We start from the raw sequence: 20023 nt of genomic DNA on the forward strand, positions 1-20023 counted from the left end.
TTAGCCTGTGATTGGACGAATCCCGTCACGCACGGCTTGGATCCAGCGTGGTGATCCGTTCGGGGAAACTCCCAAAGTGCTCGATGCAAATTCGGCGGCCGACTCGATCGCCTTGAATCGAAGGCGACGCGAAAGGCTCGGTCGAGCGACACTCCATTCGGGAGGAAATGTATATCCCCATTTTTCCATAAAAGGACCAAAAACGTCCGCCACATGCCGCCGCACGTCCGGTGCGTATGCCTCGGAAATCGTTTTCTTGCCTTCTGTTTTATTGGTGTGCGGGATGGTCACCGGAGACGCGACGCCGACGTGGCGCATGACCTGTTCAAATCCCTCCTGCAACGACTCGTGACGCAACAGGAAATCAACATGCTGGCATCCGAGTAGGTAAAAATTGTGATACTCCCGTTGGAAGTATTTTTGCAGGTAGTCTGAAAACGTCAGCCCGGATTGGATGTCATTGAACATCTTGCGATGCTTTGGGGTCAAGCTCCAGGCTTGCCTACGCTCGGGTTCCGAAAAACGATTACGGTGGTCGTAGGTCATTTTCTGGAACTGCGTCATCATGACTTCTAACGGCGATCGAACGGTCGCAAAGACGGTCATGCCTTTCAGTTTTCGTCCAAACTCTCGTTTCAGTTCGTAGTAGACCGCGTGTTTGTGCAAGATCGAGCGCCCACCGTAGTGCTGGGTCAAGACTCGATTGATTGCCGTGCATCCCGTATTCGGGACTTCGACAAAAATGAGGTTGTAGTCTTCGCAGATTACCATTGCTTTTATTCGGTACGTGCCGCCAACCAACAGGATCAGGAGCTTTTCAGGCGACGTGACATGTTCCGTAGTCGAAGCTTGGCTTTATAGGCGTTGTCTTTCCAATAGTCGATGTAGGCCCACTTGCGGACTCGATTGTCCAGGCCGAAGAACAATTGTTTGGCGAGCGAGTTGTCGATTTGTTCGTTGTCGACAATGGTTTCATAACCATGTCGGCGAAGGGTTTCACAGGCGACGGTTTCGAACGCGACCCTTTGTTTTTGGGAAAGCTGTTTACGCCATTTGTCGAAGTTACCGCGATTCAGTTTCAACGGTATTTGCGTGCGAAGTGCTTCTCGGACGGATCCGTCGGGGTCTTCAATTGCCAGAAAGTCTACCAAACGATCCATTTGTTCTTCGGGAGATCCCAGCAAGCCTTCGTAGGTGACCTCGAGCACACGGTCAGCGGGCAACGTCGCGACAAACTGGTCAACCAAATCGACTTCTTTCTTCCAGCGTCGCGAGACGGTGTAGATGTTTTTTCCACCCCAGTAACGCTTGAAGAGCGACACGGCGACATCGCGGCCGTCACGAACCATGTGGATGTATTTCGCGTCAGGATAAAGTTCCCCAAGGACAGCAAGGTCCAATGTGTACTCGGGGCTTTTGTCGCCGTAACGCTCCATGCCTAGATGGTGTTGAAAACTGACGAAGATCGCGTCGAGCAACCCGCGGAAAGTCGGACTGCAGGTTCGGTCCAACAGATCTTCAAGACTGAGACTAAAGTCCCACTTGCGTTTCGCTTTTTCGAACCACCGTTCAGCCAGGACATGTTCTGCAAGTTGGCGAAGATTCTCGGGTTGCTTCAAGTCGCCATAGCGATCAAGTCGGCGGTAGTAATACACGAAGAATTGGCTCTCGGTCCCAAACGCGATCTTAAAATCGTCGCGAAGGATTTCGCCAAGAATGCTTGTCCCAGAACTGCCATGCCCAATCATCATCACCGGCGCATGATCTTGGTGGAGGATCTCAGGTTGCTGTTGACCCGTCGCGGTTTCTGTCATGGTTTTCGTTCGATTTTAAAAAAACAGTGTGAAATTTGGACGCCGGGCCCGGGGATCAGCCTGTTGTGCGTCCGAGAGCTTCGAACACCGAGAAGACTTTTTTCGCGGTCGCCCGCCAATCTTGTTCCGTCATGATTTCACGGATTTGATCTCGATCCCATTGTTTCTCAAGAGCATCGCAGATTCCCTGAGCGGCATCATCGGATGTGCGGTTATCCAAAACGATTCCAAGACGCTTGTCGGCGAGCACTTCTGGGATACCACCGATTGCGGTTGCCACAGCGGGAACGCCGCACGACAACGCTTCGAGCAACACGTTGGGAGATCCTTCACGGGAAGTCATCAAAGCAAACACGTCGGCTGCGCTGTACCACCGAAAGAGTTCCTCGTGCGGTGTTGCACCGACGAGAACGACTTTGTCTTGCAGTCCGTGTGCGATAATTCGTTCTTCGATGATCCGACCATAGTCTGGGCCGCTGCGTGCCGGGCCGCCGACAATTGCCAATATGCAATCTGGATGCTGTCGAAGGATCTCTGGCATCGCGTCAACCAGTAAGTGAAATCCTTTGCGTTCCTGGCGGTTGCCAACCGAGACAATGATCTTTCGATCGAGTGGCAAATTCAGCTCGCGGCGTGCACCGGCCTGATCGACTTTTTTGAATGACTGGGTATCAACACCGTTGGGAATTCGCACGACACGTGATGGTGCGGCGCCATTGGCGATTGCCGCGTTCGCAATCTCGTCGCTAAGTGCGACAACTCGATCGGCATGTTCTAGTGCCCAGCGGATCCGATTCCCGACTAGCGGAAGCGAGGGGAACCGGAGGATGTCTTCGCCACGACAGGTGATCATTACGGGGATACCGAGTTGCTTCGCCAAGCGAGTTGCGACAACACCGTCGGGGTAGACAAAGTGCGAATCAATAAAATCCGGTTGAAAGTCATGCAGTTGTTTGAACGCGCGTTGAACAACTGGAAACATCAAGTTGGACTGGAAGTAGCCGCCGATTTTTGGCGGCTGAATAAATCTTGGCCGGTGGACAGGTAGGTCCGCGATCGATTCACGATGGGGAATCTGAGAATACACGTACCACTGTTTCGCCGCTTTGATTGGCGGGAAATAGGGCACGGGTGAGATCACACGGATATCCGTTTGCCCCAGTTCGTTCACCGCGCGCAGACGCTCTTTAACGAACACGCCGTGAAGTGGCAGCGTGCTCGACGGGAAGGTGCTCGCGATCGTCAATACCTTCAGCGTCATGCCTATGATCCGCTCTTTCCAGCGGGCACCGTTTCTTGGGCCGAATCGTCAGTTGCCAAATCGGGAAGAGCCAGTGCACGACGCAAATCAAGACGCGGCAACTCAGAGTCTGTAATTGCCGGCTGGTCGTCACCAATTTTTGTACTGATCACGAGATAGTCGCTGGCATCAACGAGCGCGTCCGGGCTATCACATAGCAAATTTGCCAAGTGCGGCAGATGGCGATCAACGTAAGCGAGGTTTTGACCGTGCAGACGTGCGAGCGTAATGCCCGGATCATAGATCGAAAGTTGGAAGCCTTTTCCAAGCAGGTACTCAGCCAAGGTGACAAAGGGGCTTTCGCGAAGGTCGTCAGTGCCCGCTTTAAAACTCAGCCCAACCATGCCGATTCGTCGACATCCAGACGCTTCGATACGGCTGATCGCACGACGGAGGTGAGCTTCGTTCGAAGGAAGCAAAGATCCGAGGACTGGAATCCGAAGTGCTTCCAGTTCAGCAAATCGCGTTAAGGCGCGAACGTCTTTTGGAAGGCACGATCCTCCAAAGGCGAAACCTGGCTTCATGTAAGCCTTGGAAATGTTCAGCTTGTCGTCTTCGCAGACAAGCGACATAACGTCGTGACCGTCAGCACCAAGGCACCGGGCTAGGCTACCGATTTCGTTTGCAAATGCAACTTTCACGGCGTGAAATGCGTTGCAGGCATACTTGATCATTGCCGCGCTGCGTGAGTCCACAACGAATGACCGCGTCTCGACGTTGTGGTAAAGAGACAAAACCAAATTCGCATCCCAGTCGTCAGTCACACCGAACACGACATAGGGCGGGTTGTAGTAGTCTGCGATTGCGGTGCTTTCGCGAAGGAATTCTGGGTTATTGCAGACACGTAGCTCTGGTCCCAGTTCACGTCCCGATGCTTCGCACAATAATGGGACGAGCGTTTCTTCTAGGATGCCGGGCAACAATGTCGAGCGGATGACAACGCAGTGAGGACGGTCGTGCAGACGCAGGTTTTGCCCAATGGTCTCGATGACACTACGAAGTGCGTCAAGCGATACAGATCCGTCAGCTGCTGACGGCGTACCGACTGCGATCAAGGACACTTCGGTTTGTGCAACCGCCTCTGCGGCGCTCGTTGTCGCTGTTAAACGCCCAGCTTTGACCTGTTCGCTCAGCAATTCTGCGAGGCCCGGTTCGGCGACTGGAGATAGTCCGGCGTTGATCTCGCGGACTTTATTGGCGTCGATGTCGACGCCCACCACATCGAATCCATCTTTTGCCAAACACGCGGCGGTGACACAGCCGACATAACCGACACCATAAACGGCTACGCGAGGTTTGGAAGGGTTGGAAGAGGTCATGCGAGTGATCGGCTTTGAGCGGGGAGAGGTTTTGAGGAGCGAACGGTCAGACTGGGGACGCTGTCTACTGTCTCAGTGCAATAGTCACTGTTCGTAAATCACTGATCGTTAATCACTGTTCGTTGGATTCAAGCATCCGATGCGGACGCTTCGATCGTTATTGATCCAACACACGATTGCTTCGTCAAGCATTTTGAACACTGCGGTCCGCTTGCACCCAGGTGACCGGCTGCAGGTTGAAGATGCCTTTGCTGATTCCGACCAACATTGCCAAATTGCTCATCGTGAAATAGAACGGAACACCACCCAATCGGGTTGACCGGAACCGCAGTGACCAGGTGGCCAGCAACGCGATGACGTAGATACTAGTCTGGGCAGCCAGCGAAAACGTGTAGAACCAATGTTCGCTAACGAGGAACAGGTTGCTCACGTAAAGCGCAATCAGGAAAACTGGTATCATCCATCGCAACAGTTTGTGTGAGAGGTACTGCCAGAAAAACACAGGGGTCGATAATAACGGAAAGTCCCCGCGAAGGAGCGATTGCGCCGCTCCGGCAGAAACCCGCACCCGCCGCCGCCATTCTTGAGTTGCCAACGGCGTGCCATTTTCATCGGCGATCGCATCGGGTTCATAAACGACGCGTTTTTTCGCCCGCATCACCCGCATGCTGATGACGAAATCGTCCAAAATCGTGTCGGCTGGCAATGGTTGGTAAAGCGATCGCCAAATGACATACATCCCACCATCGACTCCGATCAGAGATCCGACAGATGATTCCGCCAGTTGGACTTGCCGCTCAAGATCGTAGTAGGTCGCTTCGCCTGAGCCAAAATCGCTTTCCTCACTGCGGAGGATTACCTGACCAGTAGCGGCACCGACAGTCTCGTCAGCAAGTCGATGCACAAGTCGCTTGAGTGCATCTGGACGAAACATGACATTGGCATCACAAAGACACACGATGTCCGCAGTGCTCGCGGCGACACAGTCATTGACAACAGACGCTTTCCCACGCCGCTGTTGAAAAGGGATCAGTTTCGCGCCGGCCGGCAAGTTGGCTTGGACGAATTCATTGGTGCCATCAGTGCTTCCGTCGCTGCCGATTAAGATCTCGAGTCGATCCGCCGGGTAGTCGATCCCGCGGATGTTTTCGAGTTTCTGACGGATCACTTTGATTTCGTTGTGCGCTGGCACGATCAATGTCACACGCGGCAGTTCATCAAAGTCGTTTTCGGCACGACGTTTCGAAAGTCGAGCGAACACGACCAAGACGATCGGATAGCCAAACAACGCATAGAGCAATGCGCAGGTAGCAATCCAGAAAACAACCATCATCGAGTATTCAGTCATGACAATCAGCGAGTCACAAACGGAGCGTTAAGTTGGCGAGGACGGTCTTGATGCATGCGATGTGTTTGCTGGATTGGGCGGTGCATCAATAACGCGTTGCGTTTTAAGAACTCTGCGCGTCAAGAATCTCGGAGTATTCAATCATTGTCACCGAGTCCATTTTAAGGTCGCCCAAGCAATACTCGAAGATGCTTTCCAGACGTCCGTAGAATTCTTCAAGCGATGCTGCATCGGGGGTGTAGGGCGTGCAACCATGTTTGAGCGATGAACTGTGGAACATGAGCATCAAACAAGGATGATTCAGATCGGCGTAGATTTTGGCGAGTGTTCGCAAAGCAGCCGCATCGCTTTGTTCGGGAGAAAACTTAATTCGACTAAGCAGCCCAAGGCGGTCGAGAATGCCGACAACGCGAAACTTCGCCAGCAACGATTCGGAGAGTCCCCGGTGAAGACGATCGCCGAATGCTTGATTCTTGCAAGAGTATCCGACACTGACTGGGACTTCCCAAATCACGCCTGAATCTGTTGCGGGCGTTAAGAGCGTCTGAGAGCTGGCACGGTAAGGCGTCGTTGGGCAACCAATGAAATTTGGACCAGACCGAGTGGTAAAGTCGGAATAGCTGATCACACTTGAGTCGATGACATAGCCCTCGTTAGCCAACGCATCGAGTGATTCAGCGCCAATGCCATAGCGACCCGCACGGAACGATTTGGGACGTTCCCCGAAGGCATGTTCCAATTCGTCGCCGAGTGTCTTTAGTTTCCGTGACAGCAAGTCCGTCGGGAGATTGCAAAGAAATGAATTTCTAGCGGTCAGTTCTTCTTCGAACGGTTGTGTGCACCAGGGATGTAGGTGACCGCCAATTTCACATCGATCGCTATCTGCAATTTCACGAAGGACCTTGGACGCCCTGTCATTGATCGCTACCGGGCTATCGACCAGATAGGTCGGACGGATCCCAAATCGATCACAGAGTGTTTGGAATCTGGGAACTTGATCGATATTCGTGACGGCATCGGTAACGCGCTGGTACTCATTGTTCCAGCGGCCTTCTTCCTCAGTATCGATCGTTACAATCAGTCGCGTCATCGAACTTTACTTGCCATCGCAGTTGGCACTCAATTACAGTTTGCTGTTACCGCAAGGTCCCGAGCGAACCCTGCATGAATGCGTCTTGGAGTTTCGCCATCATGTCGTCGCAAAGATCTGCGATCGCGGGTGACAACTCCATCGATTCGCCATGGCCGATCGACCGTGTGTCAACGAAGTTGCAAAGACGTGCCGTTCCAACAACTGGGACGTCCAAGACATCGTAGAGTCGTGAGACGTAGTCTTCTGGGCTGCGTACGAGTTCTTCGTAGCAGAGAACATGGACGCGAGGGTCTTTGTGAAGCCCGGTGCGGAAGAGGTGGTAGTTTCTCAGGTACCAGTACAATCCGGCGGCGTCTTGGCGGCGCATTTCGGGACGGTAGAACTGGCGGACAAGATCCAGCATTTCGTCATCAATGTTCTCGCTACGCCAATTGTCCTGCTCCTGCCGAACAATCGATTCGAGGTTGCTTCGTTGTGAATCGAAACGAGTCACGTGCGATCGGATTTGATCCGGGTATCGCCGATACATCCAAACAGCCTGCAGCCCGGGGATCTGGTCCAACCAGTAGCTCGCATTTTGGCTTTCAACAATCGGCTTAGCCACAACCAATCGCGCCGGCGAACGTTCTAGCAACTCGCGTACTTGTTCTACCTCGCGTAACCGAAGTCGATCATGTCCATCGCAAGTGATTCGACTCGTTTCGTACAGCACTTCTGTCGACAAGTCGCGGTGAAACACATCGCAAAGCATGCTGGTTCCAGAGCGTTGGCACCCAAAGATAAACAGCTTTGCCAGCGGAGTCGATTTGCGTTTGCAGACCCGTTGGTAAAGGTATTTGCGTCCTGCGAGTACTCGCATGGATAGACGCTTGCGAAGTTGGGAACCCCAGCTTTGGTTGCAATCGATTGACGTGCGCCGTTGTTTCACCCCAGGCATTGAAGGAAGCTTTTCCCCATCGTTCCGCTGGCTGTTAATCAAGTTGTCGACTGTATCGAACAATTCTTCCGGACAATTCATGACAGTCGCAGTCCCGCGTTGTCACGGACGAGGTTGATTCGCCAAGTGCCCTCGTGTGATTCAGTAAGGTCATCACCGAACTGGCAGGAATCGCCTTCGATTTGGATTTCAACATCCCGGCCTGACTTTACCCAACCGTGGACGATTGTGCGAGATGGACGCTTGTTCGAGTTTTGGCCGTGCACTTTGCTTGTCAAGTGACAATGGGCGGCAGTGTGGCCATAGCCCTTGGAAATCGACGAACGGATTGGGTCATCCGGTGTATTCAATTGTGCGACTTCGACTGAGCCACTCTGGGTAAACGTATAAAGTCGGTAGTCGTCAATTGTGTGACAGTAGGCGGTCTCTGACGATGGTTTTGTCTTCCGTTCGGGCGAGATGTGCCAGTGCCAGATCGCTTGGCTGAGCAGGAATTCTGGAATGGTGTCGACCACGATTAGCCCGAACTCATCTTTCACTAAGACACTTCGTTGGACTGCGTCTGTATGGGTTTTGAATTTTAAAGTCGCTTGGCTGCACCAGACTCCGTTCATAACCTGTGGTTCGTAGATCGAGCATTCGCTTTGGACGCGATTCCACATCAGCGGGCCGCAAACCGTCGCCGGCGGGTGTCCTTGGAACTCAATGGTATTGTGGGCCGCTATGCCTCGAAAATAGTCGGCTGCTGATTCGGACTGGAAGTAATGAGGCATTCCGGAGTCGATCAAAAACGGAAGCCCATCGAGTGAAGCTAGAACCTGTAATTGGTCAAGATGCCCGTGCGCCGTTGATGGGGTGTCATCGCTATGAAGTCCATCGGCAATTTCGCCACCATCAAGACAAACCCAGGTCCGATCGTTCGAATAGATCGCATAACCCGCATCAGGAAAGTATGTTGAGCTCTGGCGATGGAGATGTTCGAGTTTCTCGAAGTTGCGAAGACCGGATTCTCCAAGCGTCCAAAGCAACTCGCTGAAGTTTACTTGTTTGGGAAACGAGGTCTCGTTTGCCAAGACGCTTGCAAGTGTTGCGACGCCTGAGAAGTCCCACTCCGATTCTGGGAACACAGGTATGGCGCGCGCCGAATCGCTGTCTCCGATCGCCGCCCACTCGCCGGTTTCCGATTCAAAAGCGTTCCCTGCCACAACGGCCTTTCCTATTGCGGATTGCAAAGGAAACTCGGCAGAGTCCTGGGTTGCTGCAGCAGCTGTGAGCGACAAGAAGCCCAACGTGAAGTACTGGTAGCTTGACGATTGTTCCAGCGTAAATCCGTCTTCATAAAACTGATGGTCAATAGCCCCCGTCAATGTCTGGCGGGCACGTCGCATCCAAGGGCTGGTATCGAAGACATCCTGCAACGCAATCGCAAGCATGTAGAGCGCACAGCACTCACCGATCAAGTGGTTGTACGGGCTGCTGTAGTAAGAAAGGTTGCGGTGCAGCGCATGGCCATGTTGCCAAAGCGATTCGGTGACTTTGGTGAGGAATGTTTCCTCGACTGCATTGCTTTTTCCGATGCAGGCCAAGCACCAAATCCATGAGATGCCGCGAATCGCAACTTCGAGTGCACTCGTCCAGTGAATCCCCGTCGCATAAGGCTGGCTATCAATCCAACTTTCAATCGTCGCTGTAACTACCTGAGGTGATCGGTTGTCGCGATCAAATAGATATGACTGTGCGACCGGGACCAAGTACTGAAATCGACCGAGTTCCCAAGGGTGTTTGACATCGATCCGATTTTTTCCGTGTTGATGAGTCTTGACCGCACCACGAAATGCCTGCTCGAACGAATGCCCGGAACCCGGATCGAGATTCCAATCGGTTGGTGGTACGGTGAAGTCAATTCCGAGCAGTTGCACCTTTCCTGTGAAGACGTCATTTGCTCGTTGCAAAACACGTTCTTTTTCGGTTTCAATGACCGAGATAAAGTCAGTGTTCTCGGAAGCGCTTCGAGTGAGAAGATTGACACCTGGAACGAGATCCATGCATCGATCGACGACTTGGTGTGGGTTATTCCGACACTTCAGTCGTGGGGCTCGCTTCATGGCTACTCGCAACCTGTCTTCGAGGTCGGTCGCCTGTTGGCTACTCCGGGTCAGGATTTCCGCCAGCGGCATCCGCCGAAGTTTACGAAGCTTGTGAGAGATGGACAAAACAGGAGCTCAGAACTTTACAAGGATGCCGCGACAGTTTTGAGTCCTGGCAAGCGGCGAAGCTTGTTCGGGAGCAAGCGAAAAATGTCAGCTACGCCGGGCGGTGCGATCATGATCAAGGCAATTGCATAAGTGGCGACACCAACTGCCGAACCGATCGCCAAATTGACCAGCGGATGTGCGTTCCAACTTGATAATAGAAACGTGAGTGGTGTCAGGACGAGGCACATTACCAACGTCGGGTAAGCCGCTTGGAGAATCGTTACGGTCAGACGCCGCACGTTCAACGTCGGCAACGCATCAATCACCATCCGTAAGGACATTGGTGTTGTTACAAAACTTGAGAGCAGGAAGGCGATCGCAACGATCTCGATGTTCCACCAGCAGCCGATCGAGACAAAAATCCCACGTACCACCGCATTGATGATCGAGAGCCTGACCAAATGATGCGTGCGATTGGTCGCGATCAATAGTTTGCGATTCGTTGCGCCCACTGATTCGACTGCACAGGCGATTGAAAGTAGCCGTAGGACATTGATCGAGGGAATCCATTTCTCGCCGAGTACCCCAATGACAAACGGTTCGGCAAGGACAGCCATGCCGAACATCACCGGGAAGACGACCAGGCAGGTCACCGATCGCGATCGTAAAAATACGTCTGCCAAGCGTTCCGGATCGTTTTGATCTCTACAGAACACAGAGAACAAGACGCGGTTGGCAATTCGGTCAACCAGGTCACGTGGCAGGCGCATGTACTTCGCGGCGATCGCGTAGAATCCGAGCGGCACAGGTCCAAGCAAGCTACCGATGGCGAACACGTCGATGTTAACGGCAAGGTGTTGAATGAGTCGTGCGGCGGTGACATTGATGCCGAACTTCGCACTCTCCCGCATGTTTTTCCAGTCGCAATCGCGACCGGGGATGAACGGGTAAATCAGGTGGATTGAAATGATCCGATAAGCCATCCCGCTTAGTTCGCCAAACACCAGCGACCAAACGCCGAACCCCATGATCGCCGAAAGGATGGTGGCTATTGCTCCAACGAGGATTTCGCCGACCTCTCGAATCGCGAGCCGATTGAATGCGAATTGCTTTTGCAGCATCGCAGACGAGACAAGCGTCAGGCCTGGTCCGAGCAATGTCAATGAAAGCGCGAGCGTGACCGGAAACAAGACTGCTTCACCAAACCACATTGCCGAAAGTGGCGCTGTCGCAGCGATAACCAGACCAATGCTACCGCAGAGCGCAAAGTTGGCCCAGAAAATCGCATTCAGGTAAGGACGCGTTATCTCAGTCCGCTGGATGATCGCCGACGAAAAACCCATTGTCTTGAGTTTCCCGGCAATCCCGACGAGTACATAGCCCATCGAGTACAGCCCGAAAACTTCCGGGGCAAGTAGCCGTGCAAGCGCAACGGAAACGACGATGCGAATCAACATCATCGCATAGCCGGATATCACGCTCCAGCGTACCGCTGACTTCGTAGACATCTCCTGAATCGGTTCAAATTCGGACTCGGATGACGACACGGCAGACATGTCCGGTTGCGTTGGTTGTTCTTCGGTAGGTGGCAGTTCTTTTGTCACAATGGTGAGCGAATGGGGAGCGAACGAGACGTCACGATTAATCAGTCGATGGTCGCCGCAAGCCGTTGCCATGGTTCAGAGGGTTCCACAATCTCCATCACATCACGAATGTCCTCGGCGGCCATCTCGTCCATCCAGGCGTCGGCTACAGATGCGGATTGTTTGTAAACGCTGAAGTATGCGGCTCGCTGTTTTTCTGAACTCGACTTTAGGAATTGTTGCGTCTGCGCATGGAAGTCCAGGCCGAGCGCCTTGAATTGTTCTTCCATGGCACCGATGTCCTTGGCGATCTGTTCGTAGACGCAAAGCTGGCCTCCGACAGAGTCAAGATCGTGGCATGCTTTGGTGTTCATGATTCTCCATTGCCACGCCAAACGCTGCACCGGTGTCATCTGTTTCAGCGATTCGATTGTCAGTCCGCTCGACTCGACAAGTCCACTTTCAATTGCCTCTTCGAAAAGTCCATACTTTTCACTGGCCGGCTTCTTCGACATGAAGGAACGGCCCCGAATCAGCGAAGCGATTTGACCGCATGGATGTCGAAGAATCAGTAACGCTTTGCTGTTGGGAAGGTTTCGGTTGACGAGCTCGATACGACCGGCCGATTGAATGGACTTCCAGACGATGACCAGGCCAGGGTGGTCAATTGCGGCAAACCGCGGCACTTGGACATCACTGAGGTGCTTCGAGAGTGCTTTGCAAACGTAAGCCGATCCAATCGCAAATTGGTTGCCCAAAAAATTGCGATATGACTTTCGAAACTGAGGCATCTTGCAGGTCACTCGAGGCGAACGCACTTCAAAGATACTTTCGAGGTGTGTCCGAATCAGTTCGCCATATTTGTCTAGCTCGGATGTCAATGGCAGCGTCGGAACGCCTTCCAGACGCATCACGGAATCCGGTTCGTGAAGGTAGTACGTAGCCGGGTGGCTATCGAGTAATTTGCCGATCCATGAAGTCCCCGAACGCGGCATTCCAAACGCAAGGATCACCGGCTGGGTAGGCAGATTGTTCTGCACTTGATTGGTCACGAAGTAGCTCCGTAAACAGAATTGGTCTGCTGGGGTGTCAACGTATCTGCGCCGTCAACGAACAGGTTTGGATCCGGTGGCGGCTGCCGGAGCAGCATTTGAATACGCACAATTGCAGGTGTGAGTGCAAGCGACCAATAGATCGGATCGACTTCATGGTCCGAGTGGAAAAGCCCACCGACGAGCCAGCCGATCAAGCCGACTTCAATCGACATTGCGAATGCTTCAAACTCGGTCACTTGTTTCATATTGGTCAGTTTCCGAACGCGACGCAGTAGCCACAACGCATACCCAACGGCGCCCATCAACAATGAAAAACCAACGATGCCCAGTTCACAAAGGACCGTGAAAAAGGTGTTGTGCGCGGCTCGCTGACCGCCGTCGGTGAGCCATCTGTCGGTAAGGTATCTTGGGCTGATTTGTGGATAGTTGCGATAGCCAACTCCCCACGGATAGTCTGCAAACATCTTCATGCTCGCGTCCGCAATGGCGAATCGACTTTGCGCCGAACCGTCGTTCTTGTTGTCGAGAATTGTCTTCATTTGTTCCCAATAGTCATCGGGTGAAAACACGAAAACGAAGGCAAGTACTCCGACCAGCATTGCAGGTATGAGGCGAAGGACAATCCGTTTCGGCAAAATGACAACGAGGAACGCCATTTCAACCAATAGTGCCACGAAGTAAGCACGTTGGTAGGAGTTGACGATCGCGTCAAGAATTAGCAGCAGGCCCACCAATGAAAACAGTTTCGTCCAGATCGTACGCCCATAGATCGAAAAGAGGACAAATAGCGGCACGTAGTAGGTCATGACCGACGCTTGCATGTCTGGGAGAATCCCAAACTCTCTCGCCAATTTTTTGGGAACCCAGCCGATGTTCGCCCCAACGATATACATGAAAGCGCAGTGGGCAACGCCGACCAGAATCGCATAGATAATCGTCCGAAATGATTTCTCGTCGCCGATCGATCGAAAGATTAGAAGCGAGACCAGAATCGTTTTGCCAATATCGATCGAGTTTCGCCAGGCAACATCTGGATCTTTGACCGCCCAGAGGGTCGAGCTTAGTCCGACAAGTCCATACGCGATCAAAAGATAGTTGATCCGGCCTTCGTTATGCACTTTTGGCAGCGAACGCATGCCGTGCATTAGCAGCCCAAGCATGAATGCGATCGCAATATTGAATTGAAATCGGAAGCTTAGAAGCTCTGGTGAAAACACCGTTGGTGTGAACAAATACGATTCGATGATCGCTACCGCGCCGTAGAGCGGATTCAATAGCGCAGCGATGACACCGACTATCCCCAGCGTCATATAGAGCCAGGTTTTTAACATGGGGTCAATTTACCGTTTACGACTGAGCGATAGACCCGTGAATGATTCTCCACCATGGCCTCGATCGTGAACTGCTGGTTGTATTTTTCCAAAGCTGCTTTTCCTAGTTGCACACGCTCGTCTTCATCGCTTGCGAGCCGAACAAGTCCTTCAGCCATCATCTCATGGTCGCGTGAAGGGACGACGATCCCCGATGGGACTGGGGAGCGGACGATCATCCCGTGATCTCCGACATCCGTGACAACCGACGGAATGCCCTTGGATAGCGACTCAAGAAGTGCTTGGCTGATTCCTTCACTGATACTGCAGTTGACAAACACATCAAACGCGTCGAACCATGCGTCGGGTCGTTCTTGCATTCCAGCGAAGATGACCTTTTCCGAAAGTCGATATTCTTGAACAGCCGATTCCAACGCGGTGCGGTTGGGACCTTCACCGACGATCGCAAGCTTTAACTTTGGCGATTGGCGCGTTGCCTTATTCATTGCATCAATGAGGCAGTGCAGGTTCTTAACATCGACCAATCGTGAGACCGAGCCGACCAGGATTTCATCCGGCTTGACACCAAATCGTTCACGGAGATCAGCACCGTCGTTGCTCAGTATTGGGTCAACCCCGTTGCCAATGACTTTGATTCGATTGCTTACTCTTGGGCAATATCGTCGTAGGACGTCTGCCGTGTGGTTGGCGACCGTCAGCACCTGATTCGTCCTTCGTAGCGCTGCGGTAGCCAGATGTGCTCGTAGTCGGACCTTCCATTCCGGTGCGCCGAGATGATTGAGGACCGTTCCTCGCTCGGAATGCACATGGTTGGTTTTGCTGAGGCGAGTTGCTATCGATGTTTCCAGCAAACTTCCCCAATTGTGCGAGTGAGCAACATCAATTTTGCGATCACGCAACTCTTTCGCGAGTCGAATGATCAGTTTCGGATTATTACCTCCGCCGAAACCAAGTCCGACGCGTTCGACACCTTCGGTTGTGATCCAGTGATCTGCCGAACCGATGGACGAAAACGAAATCACGGTTGGTGAATAACGTTTGCGGTCCAGTCGATTGCAAAGTCGACTGATACAACGCTCCATCCCGCCTTGTTCGAATGTGGAGACGATAAATGCGACACGTATCAAGTTAGTTGCAGGCACGAGCTATTGACGTCGAATTAGTCGCGTTCCGTAGCCCCGACCAACTCGATGAGGTAGCGACCATAGTCGTTGTTCATCATGTCGCCAAGCTGAGTCAACTGGGCCGATGCGATCCAATTGTTGCGCCACGCGATCTCTTCGGGACATCCGATTTTCAAGCCTTGACGCTTTTCAATGGCCGCCACAAAGTTGCAAGCGTCAAGCAAACTGTCACGGGTCCCAGTATCCAGCCATGCAAATCCCCGGCCGAACTGTTCGACGTGCAGAGATTGATGCGACAAGTAATGCCCGATCAAATCAACGATCTCTAATTCGCCTCGCTTTGAAGGCGTTAGATTGCGTGCGACTTCGCAAGCATCGGTGTCGAAAAAATAGAGGCCGGTGATGGCGTATTTCGAGCGTGGACTTTGTGGCTTTTCTTCGAGTCCGATCGCTTGTCCCGATTCGTCAAATTCGATGACTCCGTAACGTTGGGGATTGCTTACAGGATAAGCAAACACGGTCGCGCCACTTGATTGCTCACTTGCACCACGGAGTTGTGACGAGAACCCATGCCCGTAAAAAATGTTGTCGCCTAAAATCAACGCAGACGCGCTACCCGCAAGAAAGTCTTCAGCGATGATAAAGGCTTCGGGCAGTCCGTTGGGATTTGCTTGTTCGGCGTAGCTGATCGAGATACCCCATTGTTCGCCGTTGCCAAGCAATCGTCGAAATCCTCCGATATCATCAGGAGTTGAAATAAGAAGGATTTCGCGAATCCCAGCTAACATCAAGACTGACAGAGGGTAGTAAACCATCGGTTTGTCGTAGACCGGAATCAGTTGCTTGGAGATGCCACGCGTGATTGGATGAAGACGCGTTCCCGCACCGCCCGCAAGAATGATCCCCTTACGTGGGAGCTTTGGGTCTCGAAGATGCTGTTCGTTCAACATGAAATGGATGCGGTGTCGATCCGCAACAAACCTACTCCGCGATACTGGGCGGGTTGGTTCCGAGTCGCTGTAGACGGTATTCGCCAGATAAGATTCGATTGGTCCAAGCTTGATTGTTCAAGTACCAGCTGACCGTGTCTTCGATAGCGGTGTCAAACAAGTGCTGTGGTTTCCAGCCAAGTTCTGAGGTGATTTTCGTCGCATCAATTGCATACCGTTGATCGTGCCCGGGGCGATCTTCGACGAAGAGAATCAGCTCGTGGCAGTCGTGTGCGAGTTCGGGATGGGTCGCGTTGACTGCGTCGCAAATTGTTTTGACCACTTCGAGATTGCTGCGTTCGCAATTGCCGCCAATGTTGTAGGTCTCACCAATGCGTCCTTGGGACAGCACAGTCCGGAGCGCCGCACAGTGGTCGCTGACGTGGAGCCAATCGCGAACGTTGCTTCCGTCACCGTAGACTGGAAGTGACTCACCTGCGACGGCTCGCAAAATCATCAACGGGATTAGTTTTTCTGGAAATTGGTATGGCCCAAAGTTATTGCTGCAATTGGTAATCAGCACGGGAAGACCGTACGTATGATGCCATGCCCGAACCAAATGGTCCGCCGCCGCTTTCGATGCCGCGTAGGGTGACGAAGGCTGGTAGCGACTGGATTCGCTGAATGATCCGCTTTGGCCGAGGGATCCATAGACTTCGTCGGTCGAAACGTGCAAAAAACGAAACCGTTCTTTGTCGTCGGTTGAAAGCGATTTCCAATAGGAATTTGCCGCATTGAGCAGCGTGAACGTTCCATTGACGTTCGTTTCAATAAACGCTTGCGGCCCGTCAATCGAACGGTCGACGTGCGACTCAGCTGCAAAATGGACGAGCGCATCCGGCCGGTGAGTTTCGAGTAAACGTCTAACGAGCGAAACGTCGTTAATGTTGCCTTCGACAAAGACGTTTTCGGCACTTTCCGCCGGCAGTGAGTCGCGGTTTCCCGCATACGTCAATGCGTCGAGATTGATAATCTTGGCATATCGATTCGCTACTGCTTCACGTACGAAGCAGCTTCCGATAAACCCGGCACCGCCGGTAACAATCCATTTCATGGGTTTAGCGAAGCGTCCGCGCGGACTTCGTCCACTTGGGTGACAGCGAATTCGTTTTCGCAGTCAACCACACTGTCTTTGAAGAGAATTGTGTCATACCGTCCATTTTCATGTTCTCACCAACTTCCCTGTCAGCGACCGTTAACTGTGAATCCGCAGCTAGTTCGGATTGCCTGATTTCTGTATGCGTGCATCGCTGCACGTCGTGGAGATAGTCAGGCAACGTAGATTGCACTCGCAGCGTCGCTCATCGTCGTAAACGAGAAGTGCTCGAGTAGTTTGTCCAGCTTGTGCTCTGTCTTCTTTAATCCGACGTAGTGCCGAAAACGAGTCGTGCGACTTAGCCCATGCACTTTCGGTTGTTCGGGGTCGATTTCCCACGGGTGGATGTAAAACATTGCCGGATGGGCTTTCTTGGCAACCGAACGAATCGCCGCAAAAGTCAGGTTGAGCGAGAACAATCGGAAATAGCCTCCACCGATCGGCAGCGTTGCCTTTCCGAATCGACCCGGCGCGGGCGGGAACTCTCGGATTGATCCTGCTTCGGTCTCGATCGAATGGATCACTTTCTCCGCTCTGGCAACGCCATATCGATTATGACCGCTGATCGGGAACACACTGCTGTCGTCAGTAAAGCCGTGCTCTGCGAGTACTTGCAATGCCCACCAGCTTTTGTCAGTGATGGAAAAGCTTGGCGCTCGATACGCGGTTGGTCGGGTGCCGCACGCACTTGTGATGGCGTCGATACTGTCAGAGAGATCCTGTGCGAATTCTTCTGGCGTCTGCGTATAGATCAAGCGATGCCAAAAGCCGTGCGATGCGATTTCGTGGCCGGATTTAGCGATCCGCTGCACCAAGCTCGGAAAACGGTTGGCGACCCAGCCCAAAATGTAAAACGTTGCTTGAACATTGTGTCGGTCAAGTAGCGAAAGCATCCGATCTGTATTTTGGACAACCCGACTGTCCATACGATCCCAATCGGAACGCTGTACGCGATGTTCCATTGCGGAGACCTGGTAGTAGTCTTCCACATCGACTGTGAACGCGTGTTTGATTGGTTGAGACATTGCGGCGCAAAGTGCGTACGACGGCGTAAAAATCCGTGTTTCAGTCCAGCGGAGACTTCTTAGGATAGCTGCCAAAGGCTAGCACCTAGCAAGCTGAATGCGTGCCAGTGTTACGGGGAGTTCGGCCGGATTTCAGAAGAGACATTTTGCGTTGCCGCAGGATCTTCGCAACGTGTCACCCATCAAATTGGGCGGTTTCGCGAGGCACCAAGCGGAACAACCGGAACGAATCACAACCGTGGCCGTTTTGTCGATTGACTTCCGTGTTCAATCTTCACCTGAGGGGAGGAAACCTGACTAGCGGGGCGTGCGAGGGGCTTCGCCTTCCGAGCTGTCAGTTTGGATGGCGAATAGACGGCAGTCGTCGCCTGCACAGGGCTCGACGGAGTCGTGAACCAATTTGATCCTACACAATCCCATCAAACGCATTGCTACGCCGCCACGAATCCCTACGACGCGCAACATCGTTGCAACCAGCATGCGAAGGTCGAGAGACAGGCAGGCGTTTTCGATGTAGTTCAAATCGAGGAATTGTTTTCTACGTACATCGCCGACCGTCTGATCCGGTTCCAGGTTAATTTGCGCGAGTCCGGTGACGCCGGGACGAACCGTATTTCGTCCGTAGTAGTTGTCGATGATTACTGCAAGCTTTTCGCAAATCTCTGGACGCTCTGGCCGAGGCCCTGTCAAAGACATATCGCCTCGGACAACATTCCAAAGTTGTGGCAACTCATCGAGGTGAGTTTTGCGGAGAAACGCTCCAACAGGGGTAATGCGCGAGTCGTTCTTGGTGCACCAGACTGGCTTTCCGTTGGATTCTGCATCGACGTACATCGAACGAAGCTTGTAGACGTCAAAGACTTCGCCATGCAAACCGAGTCGTTTCTGTTTGTAGATTCCTGGTCCTTTGGATGTGACGCGAACCAGTACGATCAGCGCTGCAACCAGGGGGCCGGTACCGACAAAGAGAGCCGTCGCGAGGAATCGCTCAATGATGTACTTGCGACGAAAGTATCGAGCTCGTGCGACCGCAAGTTTGCGCGACGAACCGGCTGTTTGACGAGGCGGAGTCGGTGTCTCTACGCTACGTCGAGTAACCGTGGAAACCGCGGAATCTTCATCGCTTTCGTAGCGATCGTCGTCGTGTGGGGGAACGTAATCAAGCACGACTATTCCTTTATTGAATGAGTTTCTCTAGGTGGGGCAAAAACGCTTTCAGAAACGCTTCAGTAGGCTTCACTGCGGTGCCGGTGATTGGTCCGGCCACTTGAATCTTGAAGAGGTCATCTGTCAGCCAGAATCGTGGGTTGTCCGCCGCTTCAAAATCACCTCCACTCGACCAACCGTACAGCACGTTGAGGGAAGGGTTCGTTTCACCGTTCTGCTTGAAATCGATCGTCCAGAGCCGATGTTGCCCCGCATCGGTATTGAATGAGCGAACCGATCTTGGCGCCGCAGGTTTGGTTCCCTGCGAAACATAGCAAACATCGGGTGTGTGAACCGCAATCGGTCCCCGGGGACCGAATAGCACCGCGACTGTGACGCTGTCACCGGTGTTCAGGTTTTGATAAACGCGAGTTGTTGAACCATAGCAACGTAGCTGTCGTTGTGCATTCTCAGCGAGAGGCTTTTCGGTGGTTAACTTCCAATCGCCAAACTCAGTTGGAATTTCGGAAAGTAAATCCGCTTGCCCTTGTCGCTCGTCCATGCTTACCCACCGTCCGTCCAGATATCCGTGGACGACACCTGATAGGAGCGTCAAGGAGAGCAAGACGGCGATAACCGTTTGTCGGGACTGAAACGAAGGACGCATA

17 protein-coding genes are annotated in these 20023 nt (G+C 52.8%); all 17 read right to left on the minus strand.

The annotated features are described in order from the left end of the window. The 17 genes from CGZ80_RS19160 to CGZ80_RS19240 all read right to left on the minus strand — a co-directional run bounded on the left by CGZ80_RS19160 (position 1) and on the right by CGZ80_RS19240 (position 20022). Positions 1-771 carry a sulfotransferase family 2 domain-containing protein gene (locus CGZ80_RS19160; RefSeq protein WP_094417285.1) on the minus strand — a complete coding sequence of 257 codons (771 nt, stop codon included), beginning with the start codon at positions 769-771 and terminating at the stop codon, positions 1-3. Between the two features lie 35 nt (positions 772-806). Beyond that, entirely contained in the window at positions 807-1814 is a 1008-nt protein-coding gene (locus CGZ80_RS19165; protein ID WP_094417286.1) for a sulfotransferase family protein, read from the minus strand. A 55-nt stretch (positions 1815-1869) separates the two neighbouring features. Then, a complete protein-coding gene (locus CGZ80_RS19170; RefSeq protein ID WP_094417287.1) occupies positions 1870-3075 on the minus strand; it encodes a glycosyltransferase in 1206 nt (401 codons plus the stop codon). 2 nt (positions 3076-3077) lie between these two features. Next, positions 3078-4433, minus strand: a complete 1356-nt coding sequence (locus CGZ80_RS19175; protein WP_094417288.1) for a nucleotide sugar dehydrogenase — start codon at positions 4431-4433, stop codon at positions 3078-3080. A 184-nt stretch (positions 4434-4617) separates the two neighbouring features. Next, complete coding sequence (locus CGZ80_RS19180; protein WP_094417289.1) at positions 4618-5781, minus strand: glycosyltransferase family 2 protein; 1164 nt, start codon at positions 5779-5781, stop codon at positions 4618-4620. A gap of 103 nt (positions 5782-5884) precedes the next feature. Continuing rightward, positions 5885-6871 (minus strand): hypothetical protein, encoded by a 987-nt coding sequence (locus tag CGZ80_RS19185; protein ID WP_094417290.1) that lies wholly within the window; start codon positions 6869-6871, stop codon positions 5885-5887. A 46-nt stretch (positions 6872-6917) separates the two neighbouring features. Beyond that, on the minus strand, positions 6918-7892 hold the full coding sequence (locus CGZ80_RS19190) for a sulfotransferase (protein ID WP_094417291.1): 975 nt from the start codon (positions 7890-7892) through the stop codon (positions 6918-6920). Continuing rightward, positions 7889-10024, minus strand: coding sequence for an alginate lyase family protein (locus CGZ80_RS19195; protein WP_143544033.1), 2136 nt, complete (start codon positions 10022-10024; stop codon positions 7889-7891). The genes CGZ80_RS19190 and CGZ80_RS19195 overlap by 4 nt, the downstream gene beginning before the upstream one ends. Positions 10025-10041: 17 nt before the next feature. Next, positions 10042-11514 (minus strand): lipopolysaccharide biosynthesis protein, encoded by a 1473-nt coding sequence (locus CGZ80_RS19200; RefSeq protein WP_158222778.1) that lies wholly within the window; start codon positions 11512-11514, stop codon positions 10042-10044. A gap of 137 nt (positions 11515-11651) precedes the next feature. Further along, positions 11652-12641, minus strand: coding sequence for a sulfotransferase (locus CGZ80_RS19205; RefSeq protein ID WP_094417294.1), 990 nt, complete (start codon positions 12639-12641; stop codon positions 11652-11654). Then, a complete protein-coding gene (locus tag CGZ80_RS19210; RefSeq protein ID WP_094417295.1) occupies positions 12638-13975 on the minus strand; it encodes an O-antigen ligase family protein in 1338 nt (445 codons plus the stop codon). The genes CGZ80_RS19205 and CGZ80_RS19210 overlap by 4 nt, the downstream gene beginning before the upstream one ends. Further along, the gene (locus CGZ80_RS19215; protein WP_143544034.1) at positions 13969-15117 is read right to left on the minus strand and encodes a glycosyltransferase; all 1149 of its coding nucleotides are present in this window, start codon (positions 15115-15117) and stop codon (positions 13969-13971) included. Before CGZ80_RS19215 ends, CGZ80_RS19210 begins: the two co-directional genes overlap by 7 nt. 17 nt (positions 15118-15134) lie before the next feature. Continuing rightward, complete coding sequence (gene rfbA, locus CGZ80_RS19220) at positions 15135-16049, minus strand: glucose-1-phosphate thymidylyltransferase RfbA (protein WP_094417297.1); 915 nt, start codon at positions 16047-16049, stop codon at positions 15135-15137. Between the two features lie 31 nt (positions 16050-16080). Then, complete coding sequence (rfbB, locus tag CGZ80_RS19225) at positions 16081-17142, minus strand: dTDP-glucose 4,6-dehydratase (protein ID WP_094417298.1); 1062 nt, start codon at positions 17140-17142, stop codon at positions 16081-16083. Between the two features lie 215 nt (positions 17143-17357). Then, complete coding sequence (locus CGZ80_RS19230) at positions 17358-18209, minus strand: XrtA system polysaccharide deacetylase (RefSeq protein WP_094417299.1); 852 nt, start codon at positions 18207-18209, stop codon at positions 17358-17360. 297 nt (positions 18210-18506) lie between these two features. Next, positions 18507-19376: a sugar transferase gene (locus CGZ80_RS19235; RefSeq protein ID WP_233148526.1), complete on the minus strand. Its 870-nt coding sequence runs from the start codon at positions 19374-19376 to the stop codon at positions 18507-18509. 10 nt (positions 19377-19386) lie between these two features. Further along, complete coding sequence (locus CGZ80_RS19240; RefSeq protein ID WP_094417301.1) at positions 19387-20022, minus strand: exosortase-associated EpsI family protein; 636 nt, start codon at positions 20020-20022, stop codon at positions 19387-19389. Between the last annotated feature and the right edge of the window lies 1 nt (position 20023).

Origin of the sequence: Rhodopirellula sp. MGV (assembly GCF_002251265.1) — a bacterium.
GTDB classification, from domain to species: Bacteria; Planctomycetota; Planctomycetia; order Pirellulales; family Pirellulaceae; genus Stieleria; species Stieleria baltica_A.

What these genes read in the sequence shown, in the direction of transcription:
- CGZ80_RS19160 (WP_094417285.1), bottom strand. Translation starts at nt 771, where the DNA reads ATGGTAATCTGCGAAGACTACAACCTCATTTTTGTCGAAGTCCCGAAT.
- CGZ80_RS19165 (WP_094417286.1), bottom strand. Translation starts at nt 1,814, where the DNA reads ATGACAGAAACCGCGACGGGTCAACAGCAACCTGAGATCCTCCACCAA.
- CGZ80_RS19170 (WP_094417287.1), bottom strand. Translation starts at nt 3,075, where the DNA reads ATGACGCTGAAGGTATTGACGATCGCGAGCACCTTCCCGTCGAGCACG.
- CGZ80_RS19175 (WP_094417288.1), bottom strand. Translation starts at nt 4,433, where the DNA reads ATGACCTCTTCCAACCCTTCCAAACCTCGCGTAGCCGTTTATGGTGTC.
- CGZ80_RS19180 (WP_094417289.1), bottom strand. Translation starts at nt 5,781, where the DNA reads ATGACTGAATACTCGATGATGGTTGTTTTCTGGATTGCTACCTGCGCA.
- CGZ80_RS19185 (WP_094417290.1), bottom strand. Translation starts at nt 6,871, where the DNA reads ATGACGCGACTGATTGTAACGATCGATACTGAGGAAGAAGGCCGCTGG.
- CGZ80_RS19190 (WP_094417291.1), bottom strand. Translation starts at nt 7,892, where the DNA reads ATGAATTGTCCGGAAGAATTGTTCGATACAGTCGACAACTTGATTAAC.
- CGZ80_RS19200 (WP_158222778.1), bottom strand. Translation starts at nt 11,514, where the DNA reads ATGTCTACGAAGTCAGCGGTACGCTGGAGCGTGATATCCGGCTATGCG.
- CGZ80_RS19210 (WP_094417295.1), bottom strand. Translation starts at nt 13,975, where the DNA reads ATGTTAAAAACCTGGCTCTATATGACGCTGGGGATAGTCGGTGTCATC.
- rfbA (WP_094417297.1), bottom strand. Translation starts at nt 16,049, where the DNA reads ATGTTGAACGAACAGCATCTTCGAGACCCAAAGCTCCCACGTAAGGGG.
- rfbB (WP_094417298.1), bottom strand. Translation starts at nt 17,142, where the DNA reads ATGAAATGGATTGTTACCGGCGGTGCCGGGTTTATCGGAAGCTGCTTC.
- CGZ80_RS19230 (WP_094417299.1), bottom strand. Translation starts at nt 18,209, where the DNA reads ATGTCTCAACCAATCAAACACGCGTTCACAGTCGATGTGGAAGACTAC.
- CGZ80_RS19240 (WP_094417301.1), bottom strand. Translation starts at nt 20,022, where the DNA reads ATGCGTCCTTCGTTTCAGTCCCGACAAACGGTTATCGCCGTCTTGCTC.